13 protein-coding genes are annotated in these 14,097 nt (G+C 69.7%); 6 read left to right on the top strand and 7 right to left on the bottom strand.

What is annotated here, in order from left to right; genetic code table 11:
* Positions 1 to 50: 50 nt before the first annotated feature.
* Positions 51 to 689, bottom strand: a complete 639-nt coding sequence (locus IE262_RS25685; protein WP_134028356.1) for a winged helix-turn-helix transcriptional regulator — start codon at positions 687 to 689, stop codon at positions 51 to 53.
* 87 nt (positions 690 to 776) lie between these two features.
* Here IE262_RS25685 and IE262_RS25680 point away from each other — a divergent pair, with 87 nt between their 5' ends.
* The 5 genes from IE262_RS25680 to IE262_RS25660 all read left to right on the top strand — a co-directional run bounded on the left by IE262_RS25680 (position 777) and on the right by IE262_RS25660 (position 6,293).
* Positions 777 to 1,985 (top strand): pyridoxal phosphate-dependent aminotransferase, encoded by a 1,209-nt coding sequence (locus tag IE262_RS25680; protein WP_189876921.1) that lies wholly within the window; start codon positions 777 to 779, stop codon positions 1,983 to 1,985.
* Between the two features lie 117 nt (positions 1,986 to 2,102).
* Complete coding sequence (locus tag IE262_RS25675; RefSeq protein ID WP_189876918.1) at positions 2,103 to 2,711, top strand: histidine phosphatase family protein; 609 nt, start codon at positions 2,103 to 2,105, stop codon at positions 2,709 to 2,711.
* 87 nt (positions 2,712 to 2,798) lie between these two features.
* The gene (locus IE262_RS25670) at positions 2,799 to 3,431 is read left to right on the top strand and encodes a hypothetical protein (protein ID WP_134028362.1); all 633 of its coding nucleotides are present in this window, start codon (positions 2,799 to 2,801) and stop codon (positions 3,429 to 3,431) included.
* Between the two features lie 83 nt (positions 3,432 to 3,514).
* Positions 3,515 to 3,937: an acyl-CoA thioesterase gene (locus IE262_RS25665; RefSeq protein ID WP_134028364.1), complete on the top strand. Its 423-nt coding sequence runs from the start codon at positions 3,515 to 3,517 to the stop codon at positions 3,935 to 3,937.
* A 145-nt stretch (positions 3,938 to 4,082) separates the two neighbouring features.
* Positions 4,083 to 6,293, top strand: coding sequence for an alpha-N-acetylglucosaminidase (locus IE262_RS25660; protein ID WP_189876915.1), 2,211 nt, complete (start codon positions 4,083 to 4,085; stop codon positions 6,291 to 6,293).
* Positions 6,294 to 6,309: 16 nt separating this feature from the next.
* On the opposite strand, the gene IE262_RS25655 is transcribed toward IE262_RS25660, so the two are convergent.
* The 6 genes from IE262_RS25655 to IE262_RS25630 form a co-directional block, all read right to left on the bottom strand.
* Positions 6,310 to 7,683, bottom strand: a complete 1,374-nt coding sequence (locus IE262_RS25655; RefSeq protein ID WP_189876912.1) for an 8-oxoguanine deaminase — start codon at positions 7,681 to 7,683, stop codon at positions 6,310 to 6,312.
* 64 nt (positions 7,684 to 7,747) lie between these two features.
* Entirely contained in the window at positions 7,748 to 8,695 is a 948-nt protein-coding gene (pucL, locus tag IE262_RS25650) for a factor-independent urate hydroxylase (RefSeq protein WP_189876909.1), read from the bottom strand.
* A gap of 2 nt (positions 8,696 to 8,697) precedes the next feature.
* Positions 8,698 to 9,117: a hydroxyisourate hydrolase gene (gene uraH / locus IE262_RS25645; protein WP_189876906.1), complete on the bottom strand. Its 420-nt coding sequence runs from the start codon at positions 9,115 to 9,117 to the stop codon at positions 8,698 to 8,700.
* A complete protein-coding gene (gene uraD, locus IE262_RS25640) occupies positions 9,114 to 9,683 on the bottom strand; it encodes a 2-oxo-4-hydroxy-4-carboxy-5-ureidoimidazoline decarboxylase (protein WP_373305130.1) in 570 nt (189 codons plus the stop codon). Before uraD ends, uraH begins: the two co-directional genes overlap by 4 nt.
* A gap of 154 nt (positions 9,684 to 9,837) precedes the next feature.
* Positions 9,838 to 10,818, bottom strand: coding sequence for an amidohydrolase family protein (locus IE262_RS25635; protein WP_189876895.1), 981 nt, complete (start codon positions 10,816 to 10,818; stop codon positions 9,838 to 9,840).
* A gap of 73 nt (positions 10,819 to 10,891) precedes the next feature.
* A complete protein-coding gene (locus IE262_RS25630) occupies positions 10,892 to 12,523 on the bottom strand; it encodes an FAD-dependent oxidoreductase (RefSeq protein ID WP_189876892.1) in 1,632 nt (543 codons plus the stop codon).
* 278 nt (positions 12,524 to 12,801) lie between these two features.
* On the opposite strand from IE262_RS25630, the gene IE262_RS25625 reads away from it, so the two are divergent.
* Complete coding sequence (locus tag IE262_RS25625; RefSeq protein WP_189876889.1) at positions 12,802 to 14,061, top strand: cytochrome P450 family protein; 1,260 nt, start codon at positions 12,802 to 12,804, stop codon at positions 14,059 to 14,061.
* Positions 14,062 to 14,097 lie beyond the last annotated feature (36 nt).

Here is a 14,097-nt window from a genome sequence, read left to right as displayed (position 1 = left end):
GCCCGCCGAACCCTGCCGGTTCGGCGGGCCGCTCCCCGTCAGGGCGGCCGTCACGCCTCCCGCAACTCCTTGGCCAGTGCGCCCTCCCCCCGCACCTCCACACGCCCTTCGCGCACCGCGTCCGGAAGGCTCAGCTCGCCTCGGGCCACCGCCACGCAGGTCGCCGTGTCGAAGGACAGCCGGGCGTCCGGCTCCTCGGGCGCCGGCCCCTCCCCGTACACCGGCCCTTCCTCGGCGCCGGCCCACAGGTGGAACTCCCCTTCCTCCAGCCGCACTTCGACGAGCCCGGTGCCCGCGCCCGCGTCCCGCAGCACGCGCGACAGCGGCAGCGCGAACCAGTGCGCCCGTACGGCGTCGGTGGCCCGGCGGTCCCCCAGCAGGGGTGCGCCCCACTCGCCCAGCGCCTGGAGCACGGACAGCAACTCCCGGCCGTGGCCGGTGAGTTCGTACACGTACGCCGCGCCCGGCGGGGGCAGCCGGCGCCGGGTCGTCAGTCCGTCCCGCTCCATGTCCTTCAGCCGCGAGGCGAGTACGTCCGTGCTGACGCCCGGCAGGTCCGCGTGCAGGTCGGTGTAGCGACGGGGACCGGCCAGCAACTCCCTGACGATCAGGAGGGTCCACCGGTCGCCCACGACGTCGAGGGCCCGGGCGGCGGAACAGTACTGGTCGTAGCTTCGGCGAGGTGACATGCGACGCAGTCTAGACATGTTGTTGGACTTTCCAAGCTGCTACTTGGTAAAACCAAGCAACACCACATACCGGAGGGGCGAGAGCGCATGGAGTTCCGGCAGTCGAACAAGCTCAGCGAGGTCTGTTACGAGATCCGGGGCCCGGTGATAGAGCACGCCAACGCGCTGGAGGAGGCGGGCCACAGCGTGCTGCGCCTGAACACCGGCAATCCCGCGCTCTTCGGCTTCGAGGCGCCCGAGGAGATCCTCCAGGACATGATCCGGATGCTCCCCCAGGCGCACGGATACACGGACTCGCGCGGCATCCTCTCCGCCCGGCGGGCCGTGGCCCAGCGCTACCAGACCCTGGGCCTGGAGGTCGGCGTCGACGACGTCTTCCTCGGCAACGGCGTGTCGGAGCTCGTGTCGATGGCCGTGCAGGCTCTGGTCGAGGACGGGGACGAGGTCCTGATCCCCGCGCCGGACTTCCCCCTCTGGACCGCCGTGACGACGCTCGCGGGCGGCAAGGCGGTCCACTACCTGTGCGACGAGCAGGCCGACTGGTACCCCGACCTGGCGGACATGGAGTCGAAGATCACGGACCGCACGAAGGCCGTGGTCATCATCAACCCGAACAACCCCACCGGCGCGGTCTACCCGAAGGAGATCATCGAGGGCATCCTCGACCTCGCCCGGCGCCACGGTCTGATGGTCTTCGCCGACGAGATCTACGACCAGATCCTGTACGACGGCGCCGTGCACCACGCGGCCGCCTCTCTCGCCCCCGACCTCGTGGTCCTCACCTTCTGCGGCCTGTCCAAGACGTACCGGGTGGCGGGCTTCCGCTCCGGCTGGCTGGTCGTCACCGGCCCCAAGCAGCACGCCAGGGACTACCTGGAGGGCCTGACCATGCTGGCCTCCATGCGGCTGTGCCCCAACGCCCCCGCCCAGTACGCCATCCAGGCCGCGCTCGGCGGCCGCCAGTCCATCCGTGACCTCACCGCGCCCGGCGGCCGCCTCCACGAACAGCGCGACCGTGCCTGGGAGAAGCTCAACGAGATCCCGGGCGTGTCCTGTGTGAAGCCCAAGGGCGCGCTGTACGCGTTCCCGAGGATCGACCCCGGTGTGCACAAGATCCACGACGACGAGAAGTTCGTCCTGGACCTGCTGCTGCGGGAGAAGATCCAGGTCGTGCAGGGCACCGGCTTCAACTGGCCGGCCCCCGACCACTTCCGCATCCTCACGCTCCCGCACGTGGACGACCTGGACGCGGCGATCAGCCGGATCGGACGGTTCCTGAGCGGGTACCGGCAGTAGGCGTCCCCAGGCCCCGAGGGGTCCCAGGGATCCCCGAGGCGGGAATGCCGGCGCCCGGCATCCTGTTGGCGATCACGGGTCGATCACCGACCGGAGGGCGAAAGGAGGAGTGCGGCCATGGGTGACCTGCTTCTGGTGCGGCACGGCGCGACCGCATGGTCACTGTCCGGGCAGCACACGAGCTGGACGGACCTCCCCCTCACGGACGAGGGCCGGGCCCAGGCACGTGAGGTGGCGCCGCTCCTCGGCCCGGAACGGATCGGCACCGTCTTCGTCAGCCCGTTGAAACGGGCGCGGGACACGGCTGAGCTGGCGGGCCTGGCAGGGCTGCACGACGTGCGGATCGACGCGGATCTGAGCGAGTGGGACTACGGCGCATACGAGGGCGTCACGACCGCCGAGATCCACCGCACCCGGCCCGGCTGGTTCCTGTTCACGGACGGCGTCGCGCCGGGACCGCCCGAGCACCCCGGGGAGAGCCCGGAGGAGGTCGGGGCGCGGGCCGACCGCATGCTGGCCAAGGTGCGGGCCGCGGCGGCGGACACCGAGGGCAGCGTGGCGCTGGTGGCCCACGGGCACTTCCTGCGGGTACTGACCGCGCGGTGGCTGGGGCTGCCGCCGTCGGACGGTGCGTTCTTCCAGCTCGGGACGGGCACGCTCAGCCGGCTCGGCACGGAGCACGGGCGTCCGGTCATCGCCGGGTGGAATGTCAGAGCCTCCTCGTAGTCTCGGCGGCAGGGACGGGAGGAGCGCAAGACGCTCCACCGGGAGCTGACGACGCTCCGCCATGGGCTCCCGGGGAAGGAGTGTGCCGTGACACGACCGCCGACCGCCGCCCAGCGCCGGGTCATCGACGCCGCCGACCCCGTGACGGGCCGGTTGAAGGGTACGAACGCGCAGCTCGCCGCACTGGTCAAGCGGGGCCTCGCCTTCCGGCACCCGCGCCCGCCGCACGACCACTTCCTGACTCCGGCCGGGCACCGCATACGCGAGGCACCCCCCGAGCCGAGCGCGCCCACCCCTCCCCCGGCCCCCGCGGCTTCCGGAGTGTTCGCGGCCCGGATCGGCGGCGAGGAGGCACCCCCGTCCGGCCCGGCCCGCACGCGTGAGGTGCACAGTGCCTGGCAGGGGCTTTTGGAGCTGCGCCGGATGACCAACCCCGACGGCACGACGGACCGCCCCTGCGGCTGGGAGCGCACGCACCTGGTGCAGGCCGCCGCGCTCGCGCTGGAGGCGGCGGGCCACAGACCGGCCGTGGGCACGGACGAGGCCGGCTACCGGATCCGGGCCACCCCGCAGCCGGAGGCCGTCGCCGTGCGCGACCCCGACACCACCGCGCTGCGGGCCTGCGCGGCCACACTGGAGAAGGCGGGCTGGCAGGTCAGCGAACACACCGAGCCGCGCACCGCAACGCGGTACGTGCTGGCCTCGCCGCGCCGGGTGTGAGGCCCCCGATCGGGCGGCCCGGCCACTAAATGGCCTACCGTACAACGGAGTTGGAGTTGCATTGATCTCGTGAAGGGGGCTCAGTGACCGAGCCGTATGCCGTCAGGGTGACCGTCCGCGGGTACGAGACCGATGCCCTGGGGCACCTCAACCAGAGCGTCTACCTCCAGTACGCGGAGCACGCCCGCTGGTCGATGCTGGAGCACTCCGGCGTCAGCCCGAGCGAACTGCTGGCGAAGGGCGTGGGGCCGGTGGTGCTGGAGCAGACCATCCGCTACAGGCGGGAGTTGCGCGCGGGCGACGAGACCGAGGTGACGTGCTCGTTCGTCTGGGGCGAGGGCAAGACGTACCGGATCGAGCAGACGATCCGGAAGACGGACGGCACGGTGGCCGCGGAGATCTCGGTGCTGTGCGGACTGATGGACCTCAAGGAGCGCCGGCTCATCACGAACCCGCGCGGGATCTTCGAGACGTTGACGACCGACGCGACGGCCTTCGGTCTCTGACCCTCACGGCGGGGATGGAGTGTTGAGCCGTTCAGCCCCTGTTGTCCTCCTTGTGGCCGTGTGTCTGTGCGGGAGTGGGGTTTCAGCGGGTACTCCTCTCGGCGGCGTTCCCCATCCGCGACCTCACCTGCGCCCCGGAGGCACCATGCCGCTCGCCCGCCGTGCCCTTCTGACCGCTCTCGCCGCCGGTCCGGCCGGGGCCGCCGTCGCCTGTGCCCCGACCGGGGGGACCACGGCGGACGGTGCGCCCGGCGGAGAACCCGGCGGAGCGGACGCGGCGACGGCGGCGGCCCGGCGGCTGCTGCCGCGCCACTGGTCGCAGATCACCTTCCGCACGGAGGGTGAGCGCGACACCTTCCGCGTGTCGGGCAAGAGGGGGCGTATCACCGTCTCCGGCGACACCCCGGCGACCCGGCTGACCGGCCTCAACTGGTATCTGCGGCACGTCGCGTACGCCGACATCAACTGGGCCGGTGAACAGACCGGTTCCCTCCCCCGCGACCTCCCGGGCCTCGACGGCACCGTCACCCGCCGGGCGGGCGTCCCGCACCGCTTCGCCCTCAACGACACGAACGACGGCTACACGGGCGCCTACCTCGACTGGGCGTACTGGGAGCGCGAGCTCGACGTCCTGGCCCTGCACGGCTACAACGAGATCCTCGTCTACGCGGGCGCGGACGCGCTCTACCACCGGCTGTTCCAGGAGTTCGGGTACGAGGACGAGGAGCTGAGGGCGTGGATCCCGGGGCCCGCCCACCAGCCGTGGTGGCTGTTGCAGAATCTCTCCGGCTTCCCGCACCCCGTCTCCCGGCAGCTCCTGGACGCGCGCGCCGCTCTCGGGCGCCGGATCGTGGACCGGGTGCGGGAGCTGGGCATGACGCCCGTACTCCCCGGTTACTTCGGGACGGTCCCGCCCGGTTTCGCCGAGCGCAACCAGGGGGCGCGCACCATCCCGCAGGGCCGGTGGATGGGCCTGGCGCGCCCCGACTGGCTGGACCCGCGCACGGACGAGTTCGCCCGGGTCGCGGACGCCTTCTACCGGGTGCAGGGCGAGATGTTCGGCCCGTCGACGCTGTACAAGATGGACCTGCTGCACGAGGGCGGGGACCCCGGTGACGTGCCCGTCGGGGAGGCGGCGAAGGGAGTCGAGCGGGCCCTGCACAAGGCGCGTCCCGGCGCCGTCTGGGTGATCCTCGGCTGGCAGCGCAACCCACCGCGCGCGATCGTCGACGCCGTCGACAAGCGGTACATGCTCGTCGTCGACGGCCTCTCCGACCGCTTCCCCACGGTCACCGACCGTGAGGCCGACTGGGGTGACACGCCGTATGCCTTCGGTTCGATCTGGAACTTCGGCGGTCACACCGCGCTCGGCGCGAACACCCCCGACTGGGCCGAGCTGTACGAGAAGTGGCGTACGAAGGACGGCAGCAGGCTGCGTGGCATCGCGCTGATGCCGGAGGCCGCGGACAACAACCCGGCCGCGTTCGCCCTGTTCTCCGAACTCGCCTGGCGGGAGGGCGAGCTGGACCTGAAGAAGTGGTTCAGTGAATGGGCTCACGCCCGGTACGGCGCCCGTGATCCGCACGCCGAGGCCGCCTGGGACGTCCTGCGCCGCACCGCGTACGGCACCACGCGCGCCGACCGGTGGAGCGAGGCCGCGGACGGTCTGTTCGGCGCCCGGCCGTCACTGAAGGCCGTCAGGGCCGCCAGCTGGTCCCCCAAGCAACTCCGCTACGATCCGGCCGAGTTCGAACCCGCGCTCGTCGAACTGCTGAGGGTGCGCCCGGAGCTGCGGAAGTCCTCGGCATACCGCCTCGACCTCCTCGACGTGGCCCGCCAGGCCCTCTCCAACCGCAGCCGTGTCCTCCTCCCGGACATCAGGAAGGCGTACGACACCAAGGACGCCGCCCGCCTCGACAGGCTGGCCGACACCTGGCTGTCCCTCATGGACCTCCTGGACCGGCTGCTGGCCACCGACTCCCGCCATCTGCTGGGCCGTTGGGTGGCGGACGCCCGCTCATGGGGCGCGACCGCCGAGGAGCGGGAACAGCTCGCGTACGACAACCTCTCGCTGCTGACCGTGTGGGGCACCCGTGCGGGCGCGGACGCCGGTCTGCGGGACTACGCCAACCGTGAGTGGGCGGGGCTGGTCGGCGGACTCTACCGGCTGCGCTGGTCGACGTACTTCACCGAGCTGAAGGCCGCCCTGCGGGCGGGCCGGGAGCCGAAGGAGACCGACTGGTTCGCGCTGGAGGACCGCTGGACCCGTGACCCGGGTCCGCTGCCGACCCGGCCGACCGGCGACACGTACGAGCTCGCCACCCTGGTCCGGGACCGGCTCGCGGCCATCTCCTGAAAGAGCGTGTGAGAGGTCAGCACCTCCCGGCGATGTCGGCGAGGCGCCGTGCCTCCGCCCGGGTGGAGCGGGCGACGGCGTCCTCGTCGACGTGCAGCAGCCGGCCGTTCTCCACGATCTGCTCGCCGCCCACGAAGGAGGCGGTGACCGGTGCGGCCGCCCCGAGGACGAGTGCGGCCACCGGGTCGGCGATCGAGGCGTGGGCGAGGGTGTCCATCCGCCACAGCACCAGGTCGGCGAGCTTGCCCGGCTCCAGGGAGCCGGTCTCCCGTGCGCGGCCCAGGACCTGGGCACCGCCGTACGTACCGAGCCGCAGGGCCTGACGGGCGTTCAGCGCGGCTTCCCTGTGCGGGCCGAGACGGCCCACGAGCAGGGCGTTGCGGAGCTCGGTGTGCAGTTCACCGGACTCGTTGGACGCGGTGCCGTCGACGCCGAGTCCGACGGGGACGCCGGCCGCCAGCATGTCGGGGACCCGCGCGATACCGGCCGCCAGCCGGGCGTTGGACGAGGGGCAGTGGGCCACGCCCGTCCTCGTCCGGGCGAAGGCGGCGATGTCGGAGTCGTTCATGTGGACGCAGTGCGCCATCCACACGTCCTCGCCGAGCCAGCCGGTGGACTCGAAGTAGTCGGTCGGGCCCATGCCGAACAGCTCGTGGCAGAACTTCTCCTCCTCCACGGTCTCCGAGCCGTGGGTGTGCAGCCGTACGCCCTTGCGGCGGGCCAGTTCGGCGCCCTCCTTCAGCAGTTCGGTGGAGACGGAGAAGGGCGAGCACGGGGCGACGGCCACCTGGGTCATGGCGTCGAAGGAGGCGTCGTGGTGCTCGTCGACGGTGGCCTCGGTGGCGGCGAGGGCGCCTTCGAGGGTCTCGACCGCGAAGTCCGGGGGCAGCCCGCCGTCCCTCTCGCCGCGGTCCATCGAGCCCCGGGCGAGGGTGAAGCGGACGCCCGTCTCACGGGCGGCGCGGATGATGGAGCCCGACAGGTCGCCGGTGCCCCTGGGGAAGACGTAGTGGTGGTCCATCGCGGTGGTGACACCGCCCCGGGCCATCATCGCGAGGGAGCCCTGGGCCGCCGCGTACGTCATCCGTTCGTCGATGCGCGCCCAGACCGGGTAGAGCGCGACGAGCCAGTCGAACAGGTTGTGGTCCGTGGCCAGACCCCGGGTGATCCACTGGTAGAAGTGGTGGTGGGTGTTGACCAGTCCCGGGGTCACCAGGTGACCGGTGGCGTCGATGCGGCGTACGACGTTCTCCAGGCCCTCGGGGGCCCTGCCCGCGCCGAGCGACTCGATCAGGTTGCCGGCCATGACCACATGGCCCGAGGCGTACTCGGTGTCGTTCGCGTCCACGGTCGCGATCGCCGCGTTCTCGATGACGATGCGCTGGGTCATCGTTAAGTCGTCCTCTTCCTTGGAAGTCCCGCTGTCGGTGTCCGGGTCCGCGTCCGTATGCGTGTCAGAGGTTGGTGAGGTCGGCGGGTATCCGCTCCTCGCAGCCTTCCCGCAGGATCGTGGCCTCGATGAGGCCGTACGGACGGTCGGCGGCGAAGTACACGGCTGAGTCGGCGGTGTCGTTGCTCAGCCCGAACGGCTCCAGGTCCACCAGGAAGTGGTGCTTGTTCGGGAGCGAGAAGCGGACCTCGTCGATCTCGGGGCGGTGGTCGATGATCCGCGCGCCCATGGCGTAGAGGGTCTGCTGCAACGACAGCGAGTACGTCTCGGCGAACGCCTGGAGCAGGTGCTTCCTGACCTGCTCGTAGGACTCGTCCCAGTCGGGTGCCGGCTTCGCGCCGTCCGCCCAGCCGAAGCGCCAGCGGCCGGAGACCTCAGTGGCGAGGACACGGTCGTACGCCTCCGGGAGCGTGGTGTACCTGTCCTTGGCGTAGCCCCAGAACTCGGAGTTCGTCGAGTTCATCACGGTCAGGTCCTTGAGGCCGGAGACGACCTCCCACCTCTCGCCGTCGTAGGTGATCTGGGCGAGGCGGGTCTCCTGGCCCGTGCGGACGAACGAGTGCGCGCCCTCGGCGCCGTGCTCGATACGGTCCCAGGCGTACTCCTCGATCCGTATGCGGGCCCGGTGGATCGACGGCTGGGAGGTCACGAAGTGGCGGGCCAGGTGGATGCCGAACTGCTCGGCGGACTCGGTGCCGTGCTCCTTGGCGAAGGCGTACACCGTGTTCTTGGTGGTGTCCGTCGGCAGGACGTTCGCGTTCGAGCCGGAGTAGTGGACCTCGTCCATGTCGCCGCTCAGCGACACCGACACGTTCAGGTCCTTGATGTGGTGGGTGGCGCCGTCCCGTGTGATCCGCACGACCCGGGTCTCGGCCTTGCCGTACTGGTTCTGTCCCAGTACGGGGCGGGCGGCGGAGGGGCGGGAAGGGGTGGCGCGGGAAGTGACTGCCATAGCTAGCTCCCTCGGTAAACGGAGTAGCCGAACGGGTTGAGCAGCAGCGGTACGTGGTAGTGCTCGCCCGGCGTCACGGCGAACGTGACCGTGACCTCCGGGAAGAACGCGCCGCTGTCCCGGTTCGCGGGGGCGTCCTGCTGCGCATCGGCTTGCTTCTTCTCGAAGTACGGTTCGACGGCGAAGTCGAGCCGGACGTGGGTGGTCCCGTCCGGCAGGGCGGGCAGGTCCTTGCACCGTCCGTCGGCGTCGGTCACGGAATGGCCGAGCGCCTGCCAGGGCGCGTCGCGACCGGAGCGGGCGGCGAGGTGGACGGCGACGTCCCGGGCGGGGCGGCCGACGCTGGTGTCCAGGATGTGGGTGGACACGGAACTTCTCGGCGGGACGGAACCTGTCGGCGGAGACGCGCTGCCGGTGCTCATGCGGGTGCGTCCTCTTCGACGAGTCGGGTGAGCCGGATGCGGTTGATCTTGCCGAGTTCGGTGCGGACGATCTCGCGCTCCTGCTCGGGCGAGTTGCCGAGCCGTTCCTTGACCGCGTCGCGCATCTGCTCGCCGGTGCGTCCGGTCGCGCAGATCAGGAAGACATGGCCGAATCTGTCCTGGTAGGCCAGGTTCAGTTCGAGCATCTCGGCCCTGAGCTCCTCGGAGGCGCCGGCCATGCCGCGCTGTTCCCGGGCCGAGGTGGGGTCGCCGGGTTCGGGGCGGCCGATCGGCGGGTGCGCTGCCATCGCTTCCTGAAGGTCCGCTGTGCTCAGCTCCGCCATGGCGGCGTCGCTGGCGCGCAGGAGGTCGTCGGTCGTGGCGTACGGCCGCCCGGCGAGCAGCCTGCGCCCCCACTCCGCCGAGGCGCACGCCTCACGGAGCGCCGCTGTGGCCGCGTGCTCCTCCAGGGCGTTGAACGCCGCCAGGGCCTGTGCCGGGCGTCGGCCGGCAGGCGCCACTTCCGACACAGGCCCTGGACCCGGCGGGGAAGAACTCGAAGTCAACGGGCCTCCGTGGCGTGTGTCGCTGGACGGGCTGTTCGAACAGCTAACGCCCTTCGGCAACACGACGTCAACGGATTGTTGAAAAATCGAGGTTACGAACGCCCGCCCGTCATCGGCAGGCCGTGGTCCGCTCGCCGCCGAGGGCGACGCGGCATCACGGGTTCCGACCCAGCAGACGCAGGGCGTTCTCCCGGTTGATCCCGTGGAGTTGCCGGCCGGAGATGACCGGGTCGTTGTCCAGGGCGGGTGTCGTGATGTCGGTGACGACGTGTCCGGGGGTGGGCGGCCAGTCCGTGCCGAAGAGGATGTGATCCGGGTCCACGGTGGCCATCAGGGTGGGTGTGGCCGAGGGAGACATGGGTCCCGCCGTGTCGAAGTAGAACCGGTGCAGATAGTCACGGACCCGGCCCGGCTCGACTTCGGGGGTGAGATGCCCGCCGAAGAGTTCGAGCCGGGTGGCGATGTAGGGAAGGAAGCCTCCTCCGTGGGGGAGGATGAAGGTGAGGTTCGGATAGCGGTCCAGGGTGCCGTTCTTGATGAGGTTGATGGCGGCGCGTGTGGTGTCCACAAGGAAGTCGCAGAGGAAGGGCGGCACTCCCGGCAGTCCCGTACCGCGGTCGTTTCCCGCCGGTACTTCCATGGGGTGGGTGCTGATGACCGCGGACCGCTCGTTCAGTTCGTTCAGCAGGCGGTCATGCGTCTCGTCGCCGAGGTAGACACCGTTCATGCTGGTTCTCGTGCTCACGCCGACGGCCCCGAGCTCGTCGAGGCCGTAGGTGAGGCTCCACGTGGACAGTTCCAGGTCGTCGAGGAAGACGGGTGTGAAGAACCTGAAGCGCGTGGGATGACTTTCGACGACGTCGGCCGCCGCCCGCAGGGCGACACGCGCGCTGTCCCGGCGCTCCGCGCGCTCCTGGAGCCGGCCCAGCATCGCCACCGTCATGACGGCCGTTCCGATGCCCGCCTTGTCCATGACGTCCAGGGCCGTGCTCAGGTCCCAGCGCGTCCACCAGGGCAGCTTGTCACGTGCGACGACGCCTCGTTCTTCTGCCCAGTCCAGCCAGGCCGGTGCGGTGAAGTGGTGGTGGACGTCCACACGGCCGTCCTGGAACTGAGGGTCTCCCACGAGCGTCATCGCCATGTCCTCTTCTCTGCGGTTCTCTGCTTCTCTGCTGCTCTCCGCTTCTCTGCTGCTCTCAGTCGTTGTCTCAGTCGCGGCAGAGCACCGTCCGCAGCACCTGTGTCAGCACGCGCTCGGGGTGCGGCATCCCGGCCTGCGCCCGCCACGCGACACAACCGTCCGGGCGCACGAGGACGGCACCGTCTTCGGCCGTGCCGTGCACCTTTCCCCAGTCGGCATCCGGCTCGGGCACCAGGTCGCAGTCACGGCCGCTTCCCACGAGATACGCCTCGACGGGAACCCTCAGCGTTTCCGACGCTCTTTCGGCCGCGCCCCGCCACGCGTGGCCTCTCGGTCCGGAGAGGACCACGAAGGAACGCTCGTACAGATCCAGCGTGGAGATCCGGAGCCCTTCTCGTGTGATCCACATATGGGGTGCGCGGCTGCCCGGTTCGCCGTCGAGCTGGAGGGTTTCCGGTACGACCGGCCGCTCCGGGGAGGCGCCCACGACCGCATGCGACGCATACCGGTAGCAGAGCGCCACGGTCATGATGTCCGCCGGGTCGTTGTTGCGTCCCTCCTCGGGACTGAATCCCGGGTGCTGCTCCTCGACCGCCTGCAGGCATGCCCGGGCGATGGTCGCGAGGGCCGTGGGACGTCGTTCCTGCTGGTAGGTGTCCAGCAGGGGCATGCCCGCCCAGCCGCGGAGCACCGCGCCCAGCTTCCAGGCGAGATTGTGCGCGTCCTGAATTCCGGTGTTGGACCCGAACGCCCCGGTGGGCGGCATTTCATGTGCCGAGTCACCGGCCAGGAAAACCCGGCCCTTTCCGTAGCTGTCCGCGACACGACTGGAAGCGTGCCAAGGAGCCTTTCCGGTGATCTCCACATCGATATCCGGAACGCCGGCGGCCGCACGGATGTGGGCGGCACAGCGGTCGTCACTGAAGTCCTCCAGTGATTCACCACTGTCCGGGCGCCAAGGAACATGGATCACCCATCGCTCCTCGTTGTCCACCGGCAGCAAAGCCCCTTCACCGCTCGGGTCGGTGACATAGCAGACGACGAACGGCTTTTCTCCGATGCAGTCCTTGAGCTTCTTGCTCCGGAAGGTGATGCTGACATTGTGGAACAGATCACCGGCCCCTGACTGGCTGATTTCCAGAGATTTTCGGATGGAGCTCCTGGGCCCGTCGGCTGCCACCAGAAAATCAGCGTGCACGGTATAGGTCTCACCGGTGTCCCGGCGCATCATCCTGGCCTGGACTCCTTCTCGCCCCTGCGTGAAGGAAAGCAACTCGGTACCGAAGCGGATGTCTCCGCCCTGGCGACGGGCACGGCTCAGGAGCACCGGTTCGAGATCGTTCTGACTGCACAGGCACCAGTTCGAGGAACTGATCCGCGAGACATCCGTTCCTGCCGAGATGTCCCGAATGATCCAGCGTCGCCGGTGCCCGGCGAGGGTGTCCACCTGAAGGACGCCATCATTTCCGGCGAGCGCGGCGGCGGCCTCCCTGATACGCGCCTCCAGACCGGCAGTCCGGAAAATCTCCATGGTGCGCACATTGTTTCCACGGCCGCGTGGGTGCATTGACGTCCCGGCATGCCGCTCCACGAGCATGTGCTCAATCCCAAGACGCCCCAGGAACACGGAAGTGGAAAGGCCCACCAGGGATCCGCCTACGATGAGAACTGGTACAGATGCCGCTGCGCGTCCGCTCACTGATTTCCCATCCGTCCGGCGGGGCCCGGTCCGAGACGTCGCGGACGGTGCCTGTCCATCCGTGTGTATCAACGGAAACGGTGCACACGCGACCGGAGCGCGCCCCGGGATGGGCCGACCGGGTCAACGGAGCATTTCGCGCAATTCAAAGGGCGACCCGGCCCGTATGGCCCAGCGACGTTTACTTCACGGCGACGCACGGGAAACCGTGCCACTGACCGCCGGAACGCACCCCTGCGGTCATCACCCCGCCCGCACCTCGATCCCTGGGACCAGCCATGACGGAAGCGCTCGCATCTGAGGAAATGTCGTCCGACGAGGCCGCGGCCGCGGCCTCGTCCTGCGGTCGGGATTTTCGCGCCAACCCCTATCCCGTCTACGCCACGCTCAGGGCGACAGCCCCCGTGTGTCCGCTGTCGCCTCCCCATGGGGTCGAGACCTACCTCATCACCCGGTACGACGACGCCCGTACCGCCCTGGCGGACTCTCGTCTGAGCAAGGACATGTACGGCGCCATCGACGCCTACCAGCGCATCTTCGGTGACTCGTCGATCGCCCTGGACGACAACATGCTCTTCTCGGACCCGCCGAAGCACACCCGGCTCCGAAGGATCGTCGGCAGCACCTTCACCCCGAAGAGGGTGGAATCGCTGCGTCCACGCGTCCAGGAGATCACTGAGGAGTTGCTGGACCGGTGCTCGGCTTCGGGGCCCGTGGATCTGCTGCCGGAGTTCTGCTTCCCGCTGCCGCTCGTAGTGATCTGCGAACTTCTGGGCGTCCCGGAGAACGAACGCAAGCAGGCCCACGCATGGTCCAGTACCGTCGCTCGGACCGGCTTCGGCCCAGAGGCGAGGAAAGCGCTGGAAGTGGCCGAGGGCAATCTGCGCGACTATCTGGTGGACCTGATCGCGCGGAAGCGGCAGGAGCCGGACGGAGGCCTGCTCAGCGCACTCGTCACGGCGCAGGACCAGGACGGCGCGCTCACCGACCACGAACTGGTCTCCACAGCGTGGGTGCTGCTTTTCGCCGGCCACAAGTCGACCGCGTACCAGATCGGCAACGCCGTCCACCATCTGCTCGCCCAACCGGAACAGAAGCGGCTGGCACTCCAGGGCCCGGCCGCCATGGCCTCGGCCATCGAGGAGATCTTCCGGTTCGAGACCTCCGTGGAGAACTCGACATTCCGCTACGCGAAGGAAGACCTCGTGATCCGTGACACGCTCATCCCCAAGGGTGCGCTCGTCCAGATCTCGATCGCCGCGGCCAACCGTGACCCGGAAGCCTTCCCCGATCCTGACCGGATGGACGTCAAGCGCCCCAACGTCCAGGCGGAGCATCTGACGTTCGGTGTCGGCCCGCACTACTGCATCGGCGCCCCACTGGCGCGTCTGGAGATGCAGATCGCCCTCACCACGCTCTTCGAGCGGTACCCCGACATGGCCCTGGCCGAGGCACCGGAGGACGCACGCTGGCTGACCGTGCCGTTCCCCGCGTTCCGCGGGCTGGCGGAACTTCCCGTCATCCTCGACCCGTCCTGACCGTCCCGACCGTCCTGACCGTCCGGAACTGAATGT

Source organism: Streptomyces bluensis, from assembly GCF_014650715.1.
Taxonomy (GTDB): Bacteria; Actinomycetota; Actinomycetes; order Streptomycetales; family Streptomycetaceae; genus Streptomyces; species Streptomyces bluensis.
The sequence above is the reverse complement of the archived record's forward strand: the minus strand, read 5'-3'. Positions and strand labels throughout refer to the sequence as shown.

Coding starts and splice junctions, on each gene's coding strand:
- IE262_RS25685 (WP_134028356.1), bottom strand. CDS start 689: ATGTCACCTCGCCGAAGCTACGACCAGTACTGTTCCGCCGCCCGGGCC.
- IE262_RS25680 (WP_189876921.1), top strand. CDS start 777: ATGGAGTTCCGGCAGTCGAACAAGCTCAGCGAGGTCTGTTACGAGATC.
- IE262_RS25675 (WP_189876918.1), top strand. CDS start 2,103: ATGGGTGACCTGCTTCTGGTGCGGCACGGCGCGACCGCATGGTCACTG.
- IE262_RS25660 (WP_189876915.1), top strand. CDS start 4,083: ATGCCGCTCGCCCGCCGTGCCCTTCTGACCGCTCTCGCCGCCGGTCCG.
- IE262_RS25655 (WP_189876912.1), bottom strand. CDS start 7,683: ATGACCCAGCGCATCGTCATCGAGAACGCGGCGATCGCGACCGTGGAC.
- pucL (WP_189876909.1), bottom strand. CDS start 8,695: ATGGCAGTCACTTCCCGCGCCACCCCTTCCCGCCCCTCCGCCGCCCGC.
- uraH (WP_189876906.1), bottom strand. CDS start 9,117: ATGAGCACCGGCAGCGCGTCTCCGCCGACAGGTTCCGTCCCGCCGAGA.
- IE262_RS25635 (WP_189876895.1), bottom strand. CDS start 10,818: ATGACGCTCGTGGGAGACCCTCAGTTCCAGGACGGCCGTGTGGACGTC.
- IE262_RS25625 (WP_189876889.1), top strand. CDS start 12,802: ATGACGGAAGCGCTCGCATCTGAGGAAATGTCGTCCGACGAGGCCGCG.